The 21,906-nt window shown below is 72.7% G+C and carries 12 protein-coding genes; 4 read left to right on the top strand and 8 right to left on the bottom strand.

Annotation, left to right across the window (positions count from 1 at the left end):
- Positions 1 to 44: 44 nt before the first annotated feature.
- From DN069_RS00425 to DN069_RS00410, 4 genes are all read right to left on the bottom strand, one after another.
- Positions 45 to 8,156 (bottom strand): type I polyketide synthase, encoded by an 8,112-nt coding sequence (locus tag DN069_RS00425; protein WP_481557179.1) that lies wholly within the window; start codon positions 8,154 to 8,156, stop codon positions 45 to 47.
- An 80-nt stretch (positions 8,157 to 8,236) separates the two neighbouring features.
- A complete protein-coding gene (ccrA, locus tag DN069_RS00420) occupies positions 8,237 to 9,562 on the bottom strand; it encodes a crotonyl-CoA carboxylase/reductase (RefSeq protein WP_207892005.1) in 1,326 nt (441 codons plus the stop codon).
- Between the two features lie 164 nt (positions 9,563 to 9,726).
- The gene (locus DN069_RS00415; protein ID WP_111498649.1) at positions 9,727 to 11,091 is read right to left on the bottom strand and encodes a class I SAM-dependent RNA methyltransferase; all 1,365 of its coding nucleotides are present in this window, start codon (positions 11,089 to 11,091) and stop codon (positions 9,727 to 9,729) included.
- Positions 11,088 to 13,163 (bottom strand): APC family permease, encoded by a 2,076-nt coding sequence (locus DN069_RS00410; protein WP_111498648.1) that lies wholly within the window; start codon positions 13,161 to 13,163, stop codon positions 11,088 to 11,090. Before DN069_RS00410 ends, DN069_RS00415 begins: the two co-directional genes overlap by 4 nt.
- Positions 13,164 to 13,390: 227 nt before the next feature.
- Between DN069_RS00410 and DN069_RS00405 the strand changes: the two genes are divergently transcribed.
- Together DN069_RS00405 and DN069_RS00400 are read left to right on the top strand one after the other, a co-directional pair.
- On the top strand, positions 13,391 to 14,053 hold the full coding sequence (locus DN069_RS00405; RefSeq protein ID WP_111498647.1) for a potassium channel family protein: 663 nt from the start codon (positions 13,391 to 13,393) through the stop codon (positions 14,051 to 14,053).
- Positions 14,053 to 14,712 (top strand): potassium channel family protein, encoded by a 660-nt coding sequence (locus DN069_RS00400; protein WP_111498646.1) that lies wholly within the window; start codon positions 14,053 to 14,055, stop codon positions 14,710 to 14,712. Before DN069_RS00405 ends, DN069_RS00400 begins: the two co-directional genes overlap by 1 nt.
- 55 nt (positions 14,713 to 14,767) lie before the next feature.
- On the opposite strand, the gene DN069_RS00395 is transcribed toward DN069_RS00400, so the two are convergent.
- From DN069_RS00395 to DN069_RS00380, 4 genes are read right to left on the bottom strand one after another with little or no spacing between them, the layout of a single operon-like run.
- A complete protein-coding gene (locus tag DN069_RS00395) occupies positions 14,768 to 15,529 on the bottom strand; it encodes a DUF3159 domain-containing protein (protein ID WP_243638806.1) in 762 nt (253 codons plus the stop codon).
- Between the two features lie 4 nt (positions 15,530 to 15,533).
- Positions 15,534 to 15,932 (bottom strand): OB-fold nucleic acid binding domain-containing protein, encoded by a 399-nt coding sequence (locus tag DN069_RS00390; RefSeq protein WP_111498645.1) that lies wholly within the window; start codon positions 15,930 to 15,932, stop codon positions 15,534 to 15,536.
- Positions 15,933 to 15,981: 49 nt separating this feature from the next.
- Positions 15,982 to 16,665, bottom strand: a complete 684-nt coding sequence (locus DN069_RS00385; protein ID WP_111498644.1) for a response regulator — start codon at positions 16,663 to 16,665, stop codon at positions 15,982 to 15,984.
- Complete coding sequence (locus DN069_RS00380; RefSeq protein WP_111498643.1) at positions 16,662 to 19,247, bottom strand: sensor histidine kinase; 2,586 nt, start codon at positions 19,245 to 19,247, stop codon at positions 16,662 to 16,664. The genes DN069_RS00385 and DN069_RS00380 overlap by 4 nt, the downstream gene beginning before the upstream one ends.
- 202 nt (positions 19,248 to 19,449) lie before the next feature.
- On the opposite strand from DN069_RS00380, the gene nagB reads away from it, so the two are divergent.
- Positions 19,450 to 20,235, top strand: coding sequence for a glucosamine-6-phosphate deaminase (gene nagB / locus DN069_RS00375; protein WP_111498642.1), 786 nt, complete (start codon positions 19,450 to 19,452; stop codon positions 20,233 to 20,235).
- 99 nt (positions 20,236 to 20,334) lie between these two features.
- Positions 20,335 to 21,765 carry an amidase gene (locus DN069_RS00370; protein ID WP_111498641.1) on the top strand — a complete coding sequence of 477 codons (1,431 nt, stop codon included), beginning with the start codon at positions 20,335 to 20,337 and terminating at the stop codon, positions 21,763 to 21,765.
- The last annotated feature ends 141 nt before the right edge of the window (positions 21,766 to 21,906 follow it).

Genomic DNA, 21,906 nt, shown 5'->3' with positions numbered 1-21,906 from the left:
GCGCAACGCCTCGACGACCGCGTCGGGCGAGGGGGTTGGGCTGCTCATGTCGTCGTCTCCTGAGGGTTCGTTCCCGGGCCGGGCCCGGCCATGGCCAGCCGCACCAGCGCGGCCACGTCGAGGCTGTCGAGGTCGATCTCGTCGCCCCAGGCTTCGTCGGGAGGTCCGCTGGGCGGCTCGTCAGCCGGTACCGGGTCGGGCACGTCCTCGGCGAGTGCCTCGCTGAGGTGCGCGGCCAGCGAGGCGGGGCTCGGGTAGTCGAAGACGACGGTCGCGGGGAGGGCCAGCCCGGTCTCGGCGCTGAGCCGGTTGCGCAGCTCCAGCGCGATGAGCGAGTCGACCCCCAGCTCGCGGAAGCCGCGCCGGGCGTCGACAGCGCCGCCGCCCAGCGCCGCGGCCACCTCGGCACGGAGCAGTGCCGCCACCGCCTGCTCACGCTCCGGCACGGACAGGCCGGACAGGCGGTCGAGGAACGTCGCCCGGGCGGTGGCCTCGGGAGCGGCCGGGGTCACGGCACTCACGTGCACCAGGCCGCGCAGCAGCGCGGGCAGTTCGGCGGGTCGGTCGGCCAGCGCGGCCCGGTCGATCCGCAGCGGCACCACCGCGGGGTCCGGAGCGGACAGGGCGGCGTCGAACAGGGCGAGGCCCTGCTGGTTCGAGATGGCCGCCATCCCGAGGCGGGCGAGTCGCGCCAGGTCGCCGGCGCTCAACGAGCCGGCCATGCCCGCTTCCCGCCACGGCGCCCAGGCCATCGCCGTGGCCGGCAGCCCGACCGCCACGCGTTGTGCGGCCAGCGCGTCCAGGAAGGCGTTCGCCGCCGCGTAGTTGGCCTGCCCGGCCGCGCCGAACACCCCCGAGGCGGAGGAGAACAGCACGAAGTGGTCGAGGCCGAGGTCCGCGGTGAGCGTGTGCAGGTGCCAGGCCGCGTCGACCTTCGGCCGGAGCACCCCGGCGAGCCGCTCCGGGGTGAGGGCCTCGGTCACCCCGTCGTCCAGGACGCCCGCCGCGTGCACGACGCCGGTGAGCGGCCGGTCCGCCGGAACACGGGTCAGCAGGTCCGCCACCGCGGCCCGGTCGGCGAGGTCGCAGGCGGCGAACTCCACCTCGGCCCCGGCCTCCGTGAGCGCGGCCCGCAGTGCGGTCGCGTTCGGTGCGGCCGAGCCCCGCCGGCTGGCCAGCAGCAGCCGGCGCACGCCGTGCGTGGTGACCAGGTGACGCGCGATCAGGTCGCCGAGCGCGCCGCTGGCACCGGTGACGAGTACGGTGCCGTCCGCCCGCCAAGCCGGAGCCGGGCCTTCGTCCGCGGGCCCGAGCCTGGGCACGGCGATCCGTCCGTTCCGGATGGACGACTGTGGTTCGTCGAGCATGAGCACGTCGGGCAGAGCGGCGAGCGAGACCGGTCGGCCGTCCGTCTCGACGAGCAGGATCCGGCCCGGGTTCTCGCGCTGCGCCGATCGGATCAGCCCGCGCACCGCGGCGGTGTCCAGTTCCGGCCGGTCCCCGGTGAGCACCACGAGCCGCGCCGTTCCGCGATCACGGCTCAACCAGGTCTGGAGCGCCACGAGTGCCCGCCGGGTCGCGGCGTGGACCCGCGCGGGCAGGTCGGCCTCGGTTCCCGCCCGCCACGGCAGCACGACCAGGTCCGGAAGGTGGTCCGCCCGGTCGAGCGCGGCCAGGTCGGGAAGCCGGATGACCTCTCGTCCGTCGTGGGCCAACGCCTCGGTCAGGCCGGTGAGGGGCTCGCCCGCGATCACAGCCGAGCCGACAGTGCCGGTGCCGACCTCGACCGGGATCCAGTCGACGCGCAACGGGCGCTCTGCCGCGCCGGCCAGACGGTCGGCGGACACCGTGCGGACCGTCATCCCGTCCACGGTCACGACCGGTCTCCCGGCCGGGTCGGCCAGCTCCACGCGGATGGTGTCCTCCCGCGACCGGGTGATCCGGACCGCCGCGACGGTCGCGCCGGGCTGGTGCACCCGGACCCCGGACCAGGAGAACGGGAGACGGGGTCCCGCTTCGCCGGTGAAGAAATCGAGCAGGCCTGCGCCGTGCAGGGCGGCGTCGAGCAGGACCGGGTGGACGAGGTAGCCGGCGGTGTCCTCGTCGATCCTGACGTCGGCCAGCACGGTCTCGCCGGCAGCCGACACCGCGGTCACCCGCCGGAAGGCCGGACCGTAGCTCAGGCCGGCTGCCGCGAGCCCGCCGTAGAGCTCGTCCACCGACAGCTCCGTGGCGGCCTCGACCGGGACGGCCGCCACGGCCGGGGGCGGTGAGCCGACGGGTAGGAGGACGCCGGAGGCATGCCGGGTCCAGTCCGTCGAAGCATCCTCGCGCGAGTGCACCGTGACGGTGCGTCGTCCCGCGGCGTCCCCGGCCCCGACCTCGATCTGGACGATCACCGCTTCCTGATCGCCGAGGGTCAGGGGAGCGGCCAGCACCAGCTCCGCCAGCTCACCGGCCCCGACCTCGGCTCCCGACGCGAGCACGAGCTCGACCAGCGCCGCGCCGGGAACCACGACAGCACCGGCGACGACGTGGTCGGCCAGCCACGGAGCGGCGGCCACCGACAAGGTCGTGGTGAACACCTCCGTGCGTCCGGTCAGTTGGACCCTCGCTCCCAAGAGCGGATGGCCTGCGGCCCGCAGGCCGAGCGAGTCGGGCGCGGCGGCGGGACGGGGGTCGAGCCAGAACCGGCGGTGCTGGAAGGGGTACGTCGGCAGCGGCACGCGCCGCCCCTTCGGCAGTACGGCCGTCCAGTCCACCTCGACCCCGCTGACGTGCAGCCCGGCCAGTCCCGTCAGCAGGCCGGCCACCTCCGACCGCCTGCGGTGCTGGGCGGGCACGCACGCGATCGGCTCGACCGCGCACGCCTGCTCGACCAGCGCGGTCAGCACCGGTGTGGGCCCCACCTCGAACGTCGCGGTGACGCCCGTGGCCAGCAGGGCGCGCACGCCGTCGTGGAAACGCACGGGCGCGCTCGCGTGCTCGGTCCAGTAGTCCGGCGAGAGCAGCAGATCGTCCTCGGCGGGCCGCCCGGTCACGTTGGAGACGAGCGCGATCGTGGGCGGCCGGAAGGTGAGGGTCTCCAGGACCGCGCGGAACTCGGCGAGCATCGGCGCCATCAGCGGCGAGTGGAAGGCATGACTGACGTTGAGCCAGGTGGTCCTGCGCCCGGCCGAACCGAGCGCGTCGGCGGCCGCGCCGACCGCCGAACGCGTACCGGAGAGCACCACGGCGTTCGGCGCGTTGACGGCCGCGATCGCGATGTCGGCGGACCCGGCCGGGAGCACGTCGGCGACCTGCCGCTCGTCGGCTTCCACTGCGACCATCGCGCCACCGGTGGGCAGCGCCTGCATCAGCCGGCCGCGGGCGGCCACCAGCGCGCACGCGTCCGCCAGGCTCAGCACCCCGGCGACGTGCGCCGCCGTGATCTCGCCGACGGAGTGGCCGGCCACCACGTCCGGCCGAACGCCCCAACTCTCGACCAGCCGGTACAGGCTGACCTCGAACGCGAACAGCGCGGCCTGGGTGTGGCCGGTCCGGTCGAGCAGATGCGCGTCGGCGGAGCCCTCGGGGGCGAACATCACCTCCCTGACGGGTCGGTAACCGTGCGGCGCGAGCCGACCGTCCAGCTCCCCGCAGACCTCGTCGAGTGTCCTCGCGAACACCGGGTAGCGGGCCGCGAGTTCACGGCCCATCCCGGCCCGCTGGCTGCCCTGCCCGGTGAACAGCACAGCGAGTCGCCCGCCGGGCCGGGATCGTCCGCGCACCACCCCCGGTGCCGACCGTCCCTCGGCCACGGCGGCCAACCCGGCCCGCAGCGTGCCTTCGTCCGCGCCGACCACGACGGCCCGTTCGGTGAACGTCTCCAACCGGGCCAGGGAGTGGGCGACATCAGCCGGATCCTCGGCCGCCAGCAGGGACCGGGCCTGCCCCGCCCGCGCGCGCAGCGCCTCGGGGTCGTACGCGCCGAGCACCAGCGGCACCGGGCCCTCGCCGTTCCCCGGCGCCGACGGCGGCTCAGCAGCATCCCCTTGCTCCAGGACGACGTGCGCGTTCGTTCCGCTGATGCCGAACGACGACACACCGGCCCGCCGCGGGCGACCGCTCTCCGGCCACCCCACCGACCCCGACGACACCACCTCCACCCCGCCGGACGACCAGTCCACCTGCGGCGACGCCGGATCGGCGTGCAGCGATCCGGGCACCACACCGGCGTCCAGGGCGAGCACCATCTTGACCACGCCCGCCACACCGGCCGCCGCCTGGGTGTGACCGATGTTCGACTTCACCGACCCGAGCAGCAGCGGCGCGGTGCCCCGATCGCGGCCGTACGTCTCCGCCAGCGCCTGCACCTCGATCGGGTCGCCCAACGCGGTACCGGTACCGTGGCCCTCCACCACGTCGACGTCCGAGGCCGACAGGCCGGCGTCGGCGAGCGCCGCTCGGATCACCCGCTGCTGCGCCAGGCCGTTGGGCGCGGTCAGGCCGTTGCTGGCGCCGTCCTGGTTCACCGCGGTCCCGCGCACCACCGCCAGCACCCGGTGCCCCGACTCCCGCGCCCTGGACAGCCGTTCCACCACGGCCACACCGACGCCCTCGGCCCATCCCGTGCCGTCCGCTCCGTCACCGTAGGACCGGCAGCGACCGTCGGCCGACAGACCGCCCTGGCGGCTGAACTCCACGAAGGTGAAAGGCGAGGACAGCACGGTGACACCGCCGGCCAGGGCGACGTCGCACTCCCCGCTGCGCACCGAGCGCACGGCGAGATGGAGTGCCACCAAGGAGGAGGAGCACGCGGTGTCGACGGTGATCGCCGGGCCCTCGAAGCCGAACCGGTAGGCGACCCGGCCGGACGCGACGCTGCCCGCGCCGCCGGTCATCCGATGGCCGCGCACCTGCGGCGGCACACTCTCGTAGGCGGCCGCGTAGTCGTGGTACATCAGCCCGGTGAAGACGCCCGTCCGGCTTCCGCGCATCCCGCGGACGTCGAGCCCGGCACGCTCCATCGCCTCCCAGGACACCTCCAGCAGCAGCCGCTGCTGCGGATCCATCGCCAGCGCCTCCCGCGGCGACACCCCGAAGAACCCGGCGTCAAAACCGGCCACGTCCGCCAGAAAGCCGCCGGACCGGGTCCGCGAACCACCGGGTCCGTCCGCGTCGGCCAGTGCGGCGAGGTCCCAGCCCCGGTCGGCGGGGAACGTCGAGATCGCGTCCACCCCGTCCGAGACAAGCCGCCACAGGTCCTCCGGCGAGGCGACACCTCCGGGCAGACGACAGGCCATCCCCACGATGACCACCGGGTCGTCGCCGTCGTCACGGGCGGAGTCGTCCGGCTCCGGCGGGGCGGTCTCGGGCACGGGCCCGCCGTCGATGAGTGCACGCAGGTGGCCGGCGACCGCGGCCGGGGTCGGGTGGTCGAACACGAGACCGGCCGGGACGGAACGGCCGGTGCGGCGGACGAGCCGGTTGCGCAGTTCGACCGCACCCACGGAGTCGAGCCCCAGGTCCTGGAAGGAGGCCTCGACGTCCAGGCCCGCCGCCGACGGCAGGCCGAGCACGGCGGCCAACTCGGCCAGCACCAGGTCCCTGACGGCCGGGCCGGTGAGCGTGGGCGACGCCGGGTCCGTGGCCGGCGTGACCGCCGACTCGTCGCCGAGCCAGAAGCGGGAGCGCTGGAACGGGTAGGCGGGCAGCACCGTCCGCTCACGCGTCCGCACGCCCAGGTCCGTGAAGACCGTCGGCCAGTCGATCGCCATCCCACGTGCGGACAGCGCCGTCAGCCCGGCCAGCAGGGTGGCCACCTCCGGACGGCGCGCTCGGCCCGCGCTCGCGAAGAGCGCGGTGTCGTCGCCGGCGCACTCCCGGCCGGCGCCGGTCAGCACCGCGTCCGGGCCGACCTCCAGGAAGCGGGTGACACCGTGAGCCCGCGCCGTGCGGACCGCGTCGAGGAAACGCACGGTGCCGCGCACCTGCCGGACCCAGTAGTCGGGGCGGCAGATCTCCTCGGCCGCGATCACCTCGCCGGTCAGGTCCGACACGATCGGCACCCGTGGCGGTCGGTAGCCGAGGGTCTCCGCCACGGCGCGGAACTCGCCGAGCATCGGATCCAGGTGGGCCGAGTGGAAGGCATGGCTGACCCGCAGGCGGTGGACCCGCCGCCCGGCCGACTCCCACCTGCGTGCCAGTGCCAGCACCGCGTCACGGTCGCCGGACAGCACGGTGGCGCTCGGGCCGTTGACCGCGGCGACGGCCACACCGGCCGGGAGTCGGCCGAGTTCGGCCTCGGCCGCCTCCACGGCCACCATCGCGCCGACCGCCGGCAGCGCCTGCATCAGCCGGCCACGCGCGGCCACCAGCGTCGCGGCGTCCTCCAGCGACAGCACACCGGCCGTCCGCGCGGCGGCCAACTCGCCGATCGAGTGTCCGATGAGCAGATCCGGCCGCACGCCCCACCGCTCCAGTGTCGCGGCGAGCGCCACCTCGTAGGCGAAGAGCGCCGGCTGTGCGTACTCGGTCCGGTCGAGCACCTCGGCGTCCGGGCCGTCGAGCACCTCGCGCAGCGGTCGCGGCAGCAGCGGGTCCAGTCGCGCGGTCACGGCGTCGAACGCGTCCGCGAACGCGGGCACCGCGCGACGCAGTTCGAGACCCATGCCGAGCCGCTGGCTGCCCTGCCCGGTGAACAGGAGCGCGCACGTCCCGTCGTCCACCACATCCGTACGGCCCCGACCGGCGACCAGGTCGTCGAGCCCCGCGCGCAGTTCGCCGAGGTCGCCGGCGACGAACCCGGCTCGGTGCGAGAAGTGGGTGCGGGTGGTTGCCAAGGCGTGCGTGACCGCGGCCGGTGACAGCCGCGGGTGGGTGTCCAGATGGGCCTGCAGGCGGGATGCCTGATCCCGGACGGCCTGCTCGGTCCGGCCGGAGAGCAGCACCGGCCAGGACCCTGACGCGGGGTCAGGGTCGGCTGCCGCCGGGGCCGGCCACTCGGCCAGCACCAGATGGCAGTTGGTTCCGCCCATGCCGAAGGAACTGACGCCCGCCGCCAACGGACGTCCGGTCGCCGCCAGGGGCCGCAGCTCCGTGTTCACCGTCAGACGGGTGGCCGCCAGGTCGATCCTCGGGTGGGGGGTGCGGTAGTTCAGGCTCGGGGTGAGCATCCGGTGGTGCAGGCACAGCACGGCCTTCAGCAGACCGGCGATCCCGGCCGCGCCCTCCAGGTGGCCGAGCACCGTCTTGACCGAGCCGACGGGCAGCGGTGTGGTCGCGGGCGGCGCCGTTCCCAGCACCGCGCCGAGGGAGGCGGCCTCCACCGGGTCTCCCGTGGGGGTGCCCGTGCCGTGCAGTTCCACGAAGCCGACCTCGGCCGCGTCGACGCCGGAGTGGGCGTAGGCCGACCGCAGCAACTCGATCTGGGCGTCGGCACTGGGCGAGGTGAGCGAGGGGCCGCCGCCGTCGTTGTTCATCGCGCCGCCGCGGATCACCCCGAGCACGCTGTCGCCGTCCGCCAGGGCCCGCTCCAGTGGCTTGAGCACCACCATGCCGCCGCCTTCACCGCGCACGTACCCGGCGGCGCGGGCGTCGAAGGTGTAGGCGCGCCCGTCCGGCGACAGGGCGCCGAAGCGGTCGGCGACCACGAACCCGTCGTCACTGAGGTTCAGTTGCACACCGCCGGCCAGGGCGGTGGTCGCGGCCCCCGACCACAGGCTCTCGCAGGCCAGCAGCACCGACACCAGCGACGAGGACTGCCCTGAGTCGACCGTCATGCTCGGTCCGCGCAGGCCCAGCACATAGGAGATCCGGTTGGCGAGGATGCTCCGGCCCAGGCCCGTCAGAGTGGTGGCGCCGGCCTCGGCCGCGCCGCGCTGCCGGCACAGCTCCGCGTAGTCGTCCGTCATCGCACCGAGGAACACGCCGGTGCGGCTGTGCCGGAGCGTACCCGGCACGATGCCCGCGTGTTCCAGTGCCTCCCAGGCGAGTTCGAGCGCCAGCCGCTGCTGCGGGTCCATGCCCGCGGCCTCGCGCGGCGCGATGCCGAAGAACTCGGGGTCGAACCGGTCCACCTCGGCCAGGAAGCCGCCCGTCCGGTCGGCGGACAGGCCCCGGCCGGCCGGGGCGGTGCCGATCGCGCTGCGACCGGACCGCAGCAGTTCCCACAGCTCCTCGACCGTGGACGCGCCCGGCAGCCGGCAGGCCAGACCGATCACGGCGATGGGTTCGGGCGCCGCTGGGACCCCGCTCACTGGATCGTCGGGGTCAACGCGTTGCCACCGAGGCGGTCGCGCAGCGCGGGATCCGACACGCCCAGGCCCGCCGACGGGGCCAGGCACAGGATCCCGATCTTGCCGACATGCTCGTTCAACTGCACCCGACGGCAGGCGTCGGCGGCACCGTCGAGCCGGTAGACCTCGGACAGCACCGGCTTGATGCTCCCGTCCGCGATCAGCCGGGTGCAGTCGACGGCCTCCTGCAGGTTGGCGCCGTGGCTGCCGATGATGCTCTTCAGCTTCATCCACAGGTACCGGTTGTCGTAGCTGTGCTGGTAGCCGGAGCTGGAGCCGCAGGTGACCACCACACCGCCGCGGCGGACGACGAACACCGACACGCCGAACGTGGCACGGCCGGTGTGCTCGAACACGATGTCCGGGTCACGCCCCACCAGTTCGCGGATCCTGGAGCCCAGGCGCTTCCCCAGCCTGATCACCGCGTCCGGGTCGGCGGCGACGTCGCCGTCGAGGCCGATCTCGGTGCGGTCGATGACGAAGTCGCAGCCCAGCTCGCGCAGCGTTTCGGCCTTGCGCGGGGAACTCACGACGCCGATCGGGATTCCGCCGCCGTTCTTCACCATCTGCACCGCATAGGTTCCCAGGCCGCCCGCCGCGCCCCAGATCAGCACGACGTCGCCCTGCTTGAGTCGCGCGCCGTGCTTGCCGACCAGCATGCGGTACACCGTGGTGGCGCACAGGGTGTTCGAGGCGGCCTCCTCCCAGGTGAGGTGCCTCGGCTTGGGAATCAGCTGGCTCGCCCGTGCCACCGTGTACTCGGCCATGGAACCGAAGTTGGTCTCGAAGCCCCAGGCCCGCTGGTTCTCACCCAGCATCCCGTCGTCGTGGGTCCCGGCCTCCTGGTCGTCCACCTGCGAGGGGTGGATCACGACCTCGTCCCCGACCTTCCACCGGCGCACACCGGAACCGACGCGCACGATGACCCCGGCGCCGTCGGAACCGATGACGTGGTGCGGCAGGTCGTGACGGGCGGCCCAACCGCCCTGTCTCGCGAACTGCTTCAGGAAGGCGAACGTCGGCACGGGCAGGAACATCGCCGACCACACGGAGTTGTAGTTGACCGCGCTCGCCATCACGGCGACGAGCACCTCGTCCGGCGCGATCTCCGGCATGGGCACTTCGCCCACCACCAGGGACTTCCGCACGTCCCGGTCCGTGGCATCGCCGAACATGTCGACGTCCTCGGCCCTGAGATAAGCCGCCTTGTACGTGGCAGGCAGCACCGCCCGCTCCAACTCCTCGGGATCAGCGCCACGTTGCAAGGCTTCTCTCAGGTCCATCACTACGTCCCCTCGTCGTCGTCCTGTGATCGTGCGGCGGTCCGATCGCGTACGGACGGAGGAGCGGTGGAGGCGCCCGACGGGCAACACGTCAACGCCCCTGCCCGCGGCACGGGGCCGGGCAGGGGCGTCAGCGGACGGGAAAAGGGACCGACAGGTCAGGCTTACTGCTCTGCGGGCTCCAGAATCGCCACACACTCGAAGTGGTGCGTCATCGGGAACAGGTCGAAGGCGCGCAGCCGGACCGGGCGGTAGCCGGACTCGGCGAAGGCGGCCAGGTCACGCGCGAGCGCCGCCGGGTCGCAGGCGACGTAGGCGATGCGGCGGGCGCCGAGACCGGCGAGGTGCTTGACGGTCTGTAGGCCGGCGCCGGAGCGCGGCGGGTCCAGGACGATCAGGTCGGTCTCGCTGATGCCGGTGCGCGGCAGCAGCTTCTCGACCTGCCCGGCCTCGATCCGGACGCGCTTCTCGCCGATCAGGTCGGAGAGGTTGTGGCGGGCGTCCTCGACGGCCTGTTTGCTCGACTCGATGCCGAGCACCGCGCCGTACTCCCCGAGCCGGTCCGCGAGCGCGCCCGCGAACAGGCCGACCCCGCAGTACAGGTCCAGGGCGTTCTCGCCCTCACGCGGCTCCAGCCCGTCCAGCACGGCGTTCACCAGGGTGTCGGCCGCGGCCGGGTGGATCTGCCAGAAGCCGCCGTTGCTGACCCGCCAGGTGCGGTCCGCCGCGCGCTCGCGCACGAAGGTGCGGCCGTGGACCCGGTGGTAGCCGCCGTGGTCGTCGATGCGCTGCACCGAGACGGGCTTGTCCAGCTCGACGATCGGCAGCCGGCCGCCCGGCGTCGGGACCAGGATCACGGCGCGGTCCGAGGAGCCGGTCGCCGCGATCGCCTCGACGCTCGCGATCTGCGGCCACTCGCGCCGCTCGATGCCGAGCTCCCGCACGCCCGGCGCCGCGATCAGGCACTGCTCGACGGGCAGCACCTCGTGCGAGCGGTGGCGGCGCAGGCCGGCCCGGCCCGTCTTCGGATCCACCGCGTACTGCACCCGGGTGCGCCAGGCCGGCACCTCGCCGGCGGGGAGCTTGTCGCCGGGCGCGGGCTCGACGCTGCCGTCCCAGCCCGCCTCCTCCGGGGTGAGCCCGGCGAGCTTCTTCAGCTGCTCGGTCAGCACCGCGACCTTGAGCTTGCGCTGCCCGCCCGGCGTCACGTGCTGCCAGTCGCAGCCGCCGCACAGGCCCGGCCCGGCGTACGGGCACGGCGGGGTGACCCGCTCCTTGGCGGGCCGCAGCACCTCCACCGCGTCCGCGCGCAGGAAGCGCGAGGACGCGGTGCCGTCCGTCACCTCGGCGATCACCAGCTCGCCCGGCAGCGCGTGCCGGAGGAAGAGGACCCGGCCCTCGTGGCGGGCGACGCAGTGGCCGCCGTGGGCCACCGGGCCCACCTCGACCTCGTAGCGCTCGCCGACGAGCGAGGGGGCGTCCGACGGGGAGGTGCGGCGGGCGGTGGTGGTGCTGCGGCGGGAGGTCACGCCTGGTCGTCCTTAGCGGCAGAGGGAGCGGGAACGGCGGAGACCGACGCCGTGGGCCGCTCCTCGCGGCGTCCGATGTCGCCGCGCCGGATCTGTCCCGGCGCGTTCCACGGGCGCTGCTTGCGGCGGCGCTCGGAGGACTCCAACTGCCAGGGTACCGAGACCACCATCACGCCGGGCTTGAACAGCAGGCGGCCCTTGAGCCGCAGCGCGCTCTGGTTGTGCAGCAGGTGCTCGTACCAGTGGCCGACGACGTACTCCGGGATGTAGACCGTGACGACGTCGCGCGGGTTGCGGCTGCGCAGGTTGCGCACGTACTCGACGACCGGACCGGTGATCTCGCGGTAGGGCGAGTGCAGCACCTTGAGCGGCACCTCGATGCCGCGGTGCTCCCACTCCTCCTGCAGGCCCTTGGTGTCGACCGGGTCGACGTCGACGGTGACGGCCTCCAGCGCGGTGCTGCCGCGCGTGGAGAGCTGCGCGTAGGCCAGCGCCCGCAGGGTCGGCTTGTGCAGCTTGGAGACCAGCACCACGCTGTGGATCCGGGCCGGCAGCGCCTCGGCCTCGGCCTCGGCGCCGTCCAGGGCGAGCTCGGCGGAGACCCGGTTGTAGTGCTTGTTGATCCCCTTCATGGTGATGAAGAAGACGACCATCAGCAGGCAGGACATCCACGCGCCGGACATGAACTTGGTCGCCAGCACGACGACGAGCACGCAGGCGGTGCAGGTCAGACCGACCGCGTTGATCACCCGGCTGCGGATCATGCGGCGGCGTTCGGCCGGGTCGGTCTCGGTCTTCAGCAGGCGGGTCCAGTGCCGGATCATGCCGGTCTGGCTCATGTTGAAGGAGACGAAGACGCCGATGATGTACAGCTGGATCAGGCGGTTCGGGTCGGCGTCGTAACCGACGATGAAGACGATCGCCACGCCCGCCAGCAGGATGATGCCATTGGAGAACGCGAGCCGGTCACCACGGGTGTGCAGCTGACGCGGCAGGTAGCGGTCCTGGGCGAGGATCGAGCCGAGCACCGGGAAGCCGTTGAAGGCCGTGTTGGCGGCCAGCACCAGGATCAGGCCGGTGACCGCGGCGATGAAGTAGAAGCCCAGGTGGAAGTTGGAGAAGACCGCCTCGGAGATCTGGGCGATCGCGGTCTTCTGCTGGTAGCCCGCCGGGGCGCCGTGCAGCTGGCTGGTGTCCTCGGCCATCTTCAGGCCGGTCAGGTTGCCCATCCAGATGATGCCGATGAGCATCGTGACGGCGATCACGGCCATCATCAGCAGCGTGGTCGCGGCGTTCTTGCTCTTGGGCTTGCGGAAGGCCGGGACGCCGTTGGAGATCGCCTCGACACCGGTCAGCGCGGCACAGCCGGAGGAGAAGGTCTTCAGCAGCAGCAGGACCATGGCGATGCCGGTCGGGTCCACGTGCCCGGCCTGCGGCACCAGCGAGAAGCCGGCGCTGGCGGCGTGCATGTGCGCGCCGAAACCGACGTTCCGGACCGCGGCCCAGATCATCATCACGAAGATGCCGCCCATGAAGGCGTACGTGGGGATCGCGAACGCGGTGCCGGACTCACGCACCCCTCGGAGGTTCATCGCCATCAGGACGACCACGAGGGTGACCGACAGCGCCACCTCGTGCCCGTGCAGCGACGGAACGGCGGAGACGATGTTGGCGACGCCCGAGGTCGTGGAGACCGCCACGGTCAGCACGTAGTCGACCAGCAGTGCGGCGGCCACGGTCAGGCCCGCGTTGCCGCCGAGGTTGACGGTGGCGACCTCGTAGTCACCGCCGCCGCTCGGGTAGGCGTGGACGTTCTGGCGGTAGGACGCCACGACGACCAGCATCACCAGGCCGACGATCGCGCCGACCCACCAGGAGAAGTGGATCGTGGCGATGCCCGCCACCGACAGGGAGAGGAAGATCTGCTCGGGGGCGTAGGCCACCGAGGAGAGCGCGTCGGAGGCAAAGACCGGCAGAGCGATCCGCTTGGGCAGCAGGGTCTCGCCGAGCTTGTCGCTCTGCAACGCGCGACCGATAAGGATGCGCTTAGACAGGTCCGTGAGTTTTGGCACGCAGAGGATCGTAGATGCTGCCGAAGGTTCGCAGGTAGTAGGGGTCCAAAACGGCGGCTTCGCAGGCGCGAGGGGCCCCGCGACCTGGTGTGAGGGTTCCGGGGAGGAAGGTGGTCCAACTGTCGCGCTCTGGGTACCAAATACTCCCGGGAGTGCCACCCTGGTGACAGGAGAGCGTTAAGAGGGTGTCACCATCGACCTCGAACACCGATACCGGAAGGACGGTCGTGCACATCGTCATCATGGGCTGCGGACGCGTGGGGTCCACGCTTGCGCGCACCCTCGAGAAGCAGGGTCACTCGGTCGCCGTCGTCGACCAGGACCCCACGGCGTTCCGCCGTCTCGGGTCGGATTTCACCGGTAGGCGCGTCACGGGGGTCGGCTTCGACCAGGACACGCTCAAAGAGGCCGGCATCGAGGAGGCCGGCGCGTTCGCCGCGGTCAGCAGCGGCGACAACTCCAACATCATCGCGGCGCGCGTGGCCCGGGAGAACTTCGGCGTGGAGAACGTCGCCGCCCGGATCTACGACCCGCGCCGCGCCGAGGTCTACCAGCGCCTCGGCATCCCGACCGTCGCCACCGTGCGCTGGACCGCCGACCAGATGCTGCGCCGGCTCCTCCCGTCCGGCGCCGAGCCGCACTGGCAGGACCCGAGCGGCGCGGTCCAGCTCGCCGAGGTCCCCTTCGCCCCCGCCTGGATCGGCCACCGCGTCGCCAGGCTGGAGCAGGAGGCGGAGGTCCGCGTCGCCTTCGTGACCAGACTGGGCCAGGGCATCCTGCCGACGTCCGACATGGTGCTGCAGGAGGGCGACCTGGTGCATGTGATGCTGCGCACCGCCGGGCTCGAGGCCGTCGAGGCCGTCTTCGCGAAGGGTCCGGAGGAGCACTGATGCGCGTAGCAATCGCCGGGGCCGGCGCGGTGGGTCGTTCCATCGCCGGCGAGCTCCTGGAGAACGGTCACGAGGTGCTCCTCGTCGACAAGAACCCCAAGTCCATCTCGGTCGAGCGGGTCCCCCAGGCGGAGTGGCTGCTGGCCGACGCCTGCGAGATCACCGCGCTGGACGAGGCGGCGCTGCAGCGCTGCAACGTCGTGATCGCCGCCACCGGCGACGACAAGGTCAACCTGGTCGTCTCGCTGCTGGCCAAGACCGAGTACGGGGTGCCGCGGGTCGTGGCCCGGGTGAACAACCCGAAGAACGAGTGGCTCTTCAACGAGGCCTGGGGCGTGGACGTCGCCGTCTCCACCCCGCGCCTGATGTCCGCGCTGGTCGAGGAGGCCGTGAGCGTCGGCGACGTGGTCACCCTGATGCGCTTCAGTCAGGGCGACGCCAACCTCGTCGAACTCACCCTCGGCGCGGACGCCCCGGTCGTCGGCACCCAGGTCAAGTCGATCGACTGGCCGGACGACACGGCGCTCGTGACCATCATCCGCGAGGGCCGCGTCCTGGTCCCCTCGGGCTCGGACGTCCTGGAGGCGGGCGACGAGCTGCTCTTCGTCGCGACGGCGGAGAAGGAAACCGAACTGGAAGCTCTCTTCGCCGCGCAGTAGTTGAAACATCCAGGGGCGCGGGGAACTGTTCCCCGCGCCCCTCAGCGTGCTGCAACTACCGCTCTGAGTGCTCCTGCGGAACCGGGCCGGAGGCCAAGTCGTGAAGCGCGCCGTCGACGGCCTCGTCCACGGCTCGCGCGGCCTGCTCCTCCGGGCCCTCCTCCTCGTCGAGGTTCACCTTGATCGGCGGTGGGGCCTTGGAGAGGATCAGCCAGGAGAGGTAGATCGCGACCAGCCACGGCGGAACACCGAGACCGATCTTGGCGACGCCGAGCCAGGTGACCTGACCCGCCCAGTACAGCGGGAAGAGGATCAGCGCGCGGATCGCGAACAGGACCACCCAGACCCAGGTGGCCTTGGTGTAGGCCGCCAAGCGGCCCGGGTTCTGCGTCCGCCAGGTCATGTTCTCGCCGAGGATCGGCCCCAGCATGACGCCCAGCAGCGGCCAGCGGACCAGCGCCGAGACCGCGTAGACGACCATCAGCGCCAGACCGTAGAGCATCGACCACAGGTAGAAGTTCTGCGGCTTGCCCGACTCGATCGCGATGAACGCGCCGATCCCGACGCCCAGCAGGCCGCCGAGGGCGTGCTTCAGCGTCTCCCGGCGGTACAGGCGCCAGGCGACCGGGACGAGCATGATGCCCACCGCGGACCAGGACGAGATCACCACGCTGCGCGTGATCGTGAAGACGACGATGAAGACCAGACCCGGCAGGGTCATGTCGATCATGCCGCGGACGCCGCCGAACGCCTCGATCAGGCTGGCCGCCCCGTTGTCGACCACCTCGGTGGAGGCGGCTGGTGCACGGTGGCTCACGCGGTCACTCCTGACCCTGGGGACGCAGTTCGTAGCGCGGGTTGAACAGCACCCGGCGCCCGCGCGCGTGGCTGACCCGGCCGTGTGCGGTGAGCTTGCGGCCCGGCTCGATTCCCACGATCGAGCGACGGCCGAGCCAGACCACGTCCAGCGCGTCGGTGCCGTCGAAGAGCTCGGCCTCCAGCGCCGGGACCCCGGCCCGGGGGCGCAGCGTGACCGCGCGCAGCGTGCCGCTGACGGTGACCTCCTGGCGGTCGCCGCAGGACGCGATGGGGATGGCTCCGGTCTGCTCGACGTCCTGCCGCAGCTGCTCCGCGTTCAGCTCCTCGTTGCTGCTGTTCAGCTTGCTGAACATGCGGCGCAGCCGCCCCTGCGGGCGCGCACTGGAGATCTCACTGCTCATGCCCGAAGGGTACAGCCCGGACGTGGCCCCGAGGGGGCTCCCGCAGGCATCACAACTCGAAGCGGTATCCCATGCCCGGTTCGGTGACGAAGTGCCGCGGAGCGCTCGGGTCCGCCTCCAACTTGCGGCGCAGCTGCGCCATGTAGACGCGCAGGTAGTTGCTCTCGGTGCCGTAGGCGGGGCCCCAGACCTCCTGGAGCAGCTGCTTCTGGCTGACGAGACGTCCGCTGTTGCGGACCAGGACCTCCAGCAGGTGCCATTCGGTCGGGGTGAGCCGGACGTCCTTGCCCTCGCGGGTGACCCGCTTGGCGGAGAGGTCGACGGTGAAGGTCTCGGTGGCCACGCTGGCGCTCTCGGTCTCGGAACCGTCCGGCGCCCCGCGTCGGACCGCCGCGCGCAGCCGGGCGAGCAGTTCGTCCATGCCGAAGGGCTTGGTCACGTAGTCGTCCGCACCGGCGTCCAGCGCCTGGACCTTCTCGTCCGAGTTCTGGCGGGCGGAGAGGATGATGATCGGCACCTTGGTCCAGCCGCGCAGACCGCGGATCACCTCGCTGCCGTCCATGTCGGGCAGGCCGAGGTCGAGCAGCACCACGTCCGGGTGACGGGCGGCGGCCAGCTCCAGCGCGGAGGCGCCGTCGTGGGCGGCGTCCACCTCGTAGTGCCGGGCCTTCAGGTTGATCACCAGGGCGCGGACGATCTGCGGTTCGTCGTCGACGACCAGGACCCGGGTCATGTGAGCTGCTGCCCTTCTTGGAGGAGCGCCGTGCGGATGGCCGGCGGCGCGGCGACCGGTGTCGCCGCCGCACACGGAAGAGTGAACACCATGGTGAGGCCGCCGCCGGGCGTGTCCTCCGCGCTCAGCGTGCCGCCGGTCGCCTCGACGAAGCCGCGGGCCACCGCGAGGCCGAGCCCGACGCCCGCGCCGCGCGGGGCGTCGCCGTAGCGCTGGAACGGCTCGAAGACCTTCTCCTTGGCCTCGTCCGGGATGCCCGGGCCGTGGTCGGCGACCCGCACCTCCACCCGGCCCTTCAGCTCACTGGCGGAGACCGCGACCCGGCAGGGCTCGCCGCCGAGGCCGACGCGGTTGCCCGCGTTGTACTTGACCGCGTTCTCTATCACGTTGCCGAGCGCCCGTTCCAGCAGGCCGGGATCGGCCGAGATCATCGGCAGCGTCTCGGGGATCTCGGTGCGCACCGCCTCCGGGGCGACACCGAGGAGGGCGAGCGGGACGACCTCGTCCAGGTCGATCTCGCGGACGATCGGGACGACCGTGCCGGTCTGCAGCCGGCTCATGTCGAGCAGGTTGCCGATCAGGTGGTCCAGCCGGTCGGCGCCGGCCTCGATGCCGGCCAGCAGCTCGGCCTCGTCCTCCGGCTCCCAGGCGATGTCGGCGGAGCGCAGCGAGCTGACCGAGGCCTTGATCCCGGCCAGCGGGGTGCGCAGGTCGTGCGAGACCGCGGCGAGCAGCGCGGTGCGGATCCGGTTGCCCTCGGCGAGGCGGCGCGCCTCGGCGGCCGCCTCCTCCAGGCGGCGCTTCTCCAGCAGCACGGCCGCCTGCGCGGCGAACGCGACCAGCACGCGGCGGTCGCCCGCCGGCAGGACCCGGCCGCTGAGGGCGAGCGCGAGGTGGTCGCCGACGGGCACGTCGACGTCGGCGTCCTCGGGTCGGCTGACGGGGCCGGGGCCGAGGCAGCCGGCCGTGCGCCACGGGGTGAACTCGTCCGGACGCTCCAGCAGGGCCACCGACTCCATCTGGAAGGTCTCCCGGACCCGCTCCAGCAGCGCGGGCAGCCCGCTCGTGCCACCCAGCACGCTGTTGGCCAGGAAGCTCAGCGTCTCCGCCTCGGCGCGGCTGCGCGCGGCGTCGGCCGTGCGCCGGGCCGCCAGGTCGACGACGTAGGCCACCGAGAGAGCCACCGCCAGGAAGACCGCCACGGCGATGATGTTCTGCACCGAGCTGATGGTCAGTGTGTGCAGCGGTGGGGTGTAGAACCAGTTGATCAGCAGCGATCCCACCGCCGCCGAGGCCAGCGCCGGGAAGAGCCCGCCGAGCAGCGCCGCGCCCACCGTGAGACCCAGGTAGAGCAGCATCTCGGTGTGGTTGGAGCTGCTGGCAGGGAAGAAGCTCAGCACCCAGGTCAGCAACAGCGGCCCGACCACGCCGACGAGCCAGCCCGCCACGGTGCGCGGCAGCCCGAGGTTGGCGATCCGCCGGATCCGCCGCAGCCGTCCCCGGGCCACCTGCTCGTGGGTGACGATGTGCACGTCGATGTCGCCGGCCTCGCGGGCGACGGTGGCGCCGACGCCCGGCCCGAAGATCCACTGCCAGCGCTTGCGACGGCTGGACCCGAGCACGATCTGCGTGGCGTTGACGCCGCGGGCGAACTCCAGCAGCGCCTCGGCGGCGTTGTCGCCGAGTACGTGGTGGAAGGTGCCGCCGAGGTCCTCGACCAGGCCGCGCTGGACGGTCAGCTCCTTGGGCGAGGCGCTGGTCAGGCCGTCGCTACTGGAGACGTAGACGGCCAGGATCTCGCTGCCTGAGCCCTTGGCGGCGATCCGGGCGGCACGCCGGATCAGGGTGCGGCCCTCGGGGCCGCCGGTGAGGCCGACGACGATGCGCTCGCGGGCCTGCCAGGTGCTGGCGATGTGGTTCTCGGCGCGGTAGCGCTGCAGGTACTCGTCGACCCGGTCGGCGACCCAGAGCAGCGCCAGCTCGCGCAGGGCGGTCAGGTTGCCGGGGCGGAAGTAGTGGGCGAGGGCGGCGTCGATCTTCTCGGGCGCGTAGACGTTGCCGTGGGCGAGCCGGCGGCGCAGCGCCTCCGGGGCCATGTCGACCAGCTCGATCTGGTCGGCCCGGCGCACCACCTCGTCCGGGACGGTCTCCTGCTGCCGCACCCCGGTGATGCCCTCGACGGCGTCGCCGAGCGACTCCAGGTGCTGGATGTTGACCGTGGATATGACGTCGATCCCGGCGTCGAGCAGCTCCTCGACGTCCTGCCAGCGCTTGTCGTGGCGGGAGCCCGGCACGTTGGTGTGGGCGAGCTCGTCCACCAGGGCGACGGCGGGACGGCGGGCCAGCACCGCGTCGAGGTCCAGCTCGGTGAAGTCGGCGCCGCGATGGGTCATCACCCGGCGGGGCACCACCTCGATGCCCTCGATCTGCGCGGCGGTGTGCGCCCGTCCGTGTGGCTCGATGTACCCGGCGACGACGTCGGTGCCGCGTTCGGCCCGGCGTCTGCCCTCGCCGAGCATGGCATAGGTCTTGCCCACGCCCGGGGCCGCCCCCAGATAGATGCGCAGTCTGCCGCGTCCCATGCCGACCATTCTCCTCGCCGACCCGGTGTCGACCTGCCCTGCGAGCGTACGTGACCAGGCCACTCGTGCGGACCAGTGGTGCGGCGGCTGACCTCGGGCGCTGTTACGAAAGAGGGGGAGCGCCAGGCGCGGCCCTGCTGCTAGATTGGTCTATACCACATGGTGCAGGTGGCACCACTCCTCTCCAGATCGGTAGGCCAGCGTGGAAGTTGTGATCGTTCCTGACGCCGCGGCGGGCGGCGAGCTCATCGCCACGGCGATCGCCGACCTGCTGACCCGGAAGCCGGACGCGCTTCTGGGCGTGGCCACGGGCTCGACGCCGCTGCCGATCTACACCGCGCTCGCCGCGAAGGTCCGCTCCGGCCGGGCCGACGCCTCCCGGGCGCGCATCTGCCAGCTCGACGAGTACGTCGGCCTGCCCACCGGGCACCCGGAGTCCTACCGCTCCACCGTGCTGCGCGAGGTCGTCGAGCCGCTGGGCCTGGGCGAGTCCTCGTTCATGGGCCCCGACGGCAACGCCGCGGACATCACCGCCGCCTGCCTCGCCTACGACCAGGCCCTGGCCGACGCCGGCGGCGTCGACCTGCAGTTGCTCGGCATCGGCACCGACGGCCACATCGGCTTCAACGAGCCCTGCTCCTCCCTCGCCTCGCGCACCCGGATCAAGACGCTCACCGAGCAGACCCGGATCGACAACGCGCGCTTCTTCGACGACGACATCGACCAGGTGCCGCACCACGTGATCACCCAGGGCATCGGCACCATCCTCGACGCCCGCCACCTGGTCCTGCTGGCCACCGGCGCGGGCAAGGCCGAGGCCGTCGCGGCGACCGTCGAGGGCCCCGTCGCCGCGCTCGTGCCCGCCTCGGCGCTGCAGTTGCACCCGCACGCGACCGTCGTCGTCGACGAGGCCGCGGCCGCCGGGCTGAAGCTGGCCGACTACTTCCGGGCCACATACGCGGCGAAGCCGCACTGGCAGGGGCTGTAGCCCTGCTTTTCATCCCCTGACCCTGGCGGGTCTCCGGCTCCCGGTGCGAGGATCGCGCCGGGAGCTACCCGTTGGTAACGGAAAGCCAGGAGGCTGGGAATGACCCAACTGCACGACCTGACCGCGTTGGAGCAGGGCGAGCTGATCGCGACGGGGAAGCTCTCCCCCGTCGAGCTGGCCGAGCACTACCTGGAGCGCATCGACCGGCTCAACGACACCGTCGGGGCGTACGTCACGGTGACCCCCGACCTCGCGCTGGAGCAGGCCCGCCAGGCCGAGACCGACGCGGCCGAAGCCCGCCGCGAGGAGCGCCCCCTGTCCCCGCTCCACGGCGTCCCCGTGCCGGTCAAGGACCTCAACTTCGTCGCGGGCGTCCGCGCCACCCTCGGCTCGGCCGCCTACGCGGAGAACGTGCCCGCGGTCGACGACCACGTCGTCACCCGGATGCGCGCCGCCGGCACGGTCCTGCTCGGCAAGACGCAGACCCCCGAGTTCGGCCTCCCCTGCTACTCCGAGAACCAGGTCGCCCCTCCCGCGCGCACCCCCTGGGACCTGGAGCGCTCCGCCGGCGGCTCCAGCGGCGGCGCGGGCACGGCGGTGGCCTCCGGCCTCGCCCCCCTCGCCCACGGCAGCGACGGCGGCGGCTCCATCCGCATCCCCGCATCGGTGTGCGGGCTCTTCGGCATCAAGCCGAGCCGCGGCCGGGTCGCCTCCGGTCCGACCTTCTACGACGTCTCCGGCCTCTCCACCTCCGGCCCGCTGGCCCGCACGGTCCGCGACGCGGCGGCCCTGCTGGACGTCCTGGCGGGCAGCATGCCGGGGGAGCCCTACGCCGCGCCCTCCCTCCCGGCCGGCGACACGTTCCGCGGCTACGCGGACCGCGAGCCGGGCGCGCTGCGGGTGGCCGTCCTGACCCAGGCGCCCGTCCCTGGCGTCGAGGTCCACGCCGACTGCGCCGCGGCGACGGCGTCCGCGGCGGACCTGCTGGACTCCCTCGGTCACTCGGTCGAGTCGCTCGACCTCCCCGCGGACGACACCCTGCGGGAGGTCTTCGGCCAGGTCTGGTCGGTCATGGCCACGCAGACGCCGGTCGCCCCGGACGACGAGGACAAGCTGATGCCCCTCACGCGCCATCTGCGTGCGCAGGGCCGCGAGGTCTCCGGCCCCGACTTCGCGATGGCGCTCTACGCCTTCCGCGCGGTCGGCCTGCTGGTCGCCCAGCTGATGGAGGCGTACGACGTCATCCTCTCCCCCACCCTGGCCCAACCCCCGGCCCGCGTCGGCGGCCTCCGCAACGACGCCGACCCGGCGTCGGAGTTCGAAGCGATCGCGGCGTTCACGCCGTTCACCCCGCTCTACAACGCGACGGGCCAGCCGTCGGTCAGCCTCCCCCTCCACTGGACCCCGTCGGGCCTCCCCATCGGCGTCATGCTCGGCGCCCGCTACGGCGAGGAGTCGACGCTCATCTCCCTCTCGGCCCAACTCGAGTCCGCCCGCCCCTGGGCCTCCCGCAAGCCCGACCTTTGGTGACATCAGCCAGCTGCACACGCCGAGGGGCGCGGGGAACTGCGCGACGAGCCACCGTGTGTGGTGACTCGCCGAACGAGCAGGGCCACCCACACGGGGTGGTTGCTCGCGCAGTTCCTCGCGCCCCTCGGTCGTGCAACTGCG

It is taken from the genome of Streptacidiphilus pinicola, assembly GCF_003258295.1.
Classification (GTDB): Bacteria; Actinomycetota; Actinomycetes; order Streptomycetales; family Streptomycetaceae; genus Streptacidiphilus; species Streptacidiphilus pinicola.
This window is presented reverse-complemented; position numbering and strand designations above follow the sequence as displayed.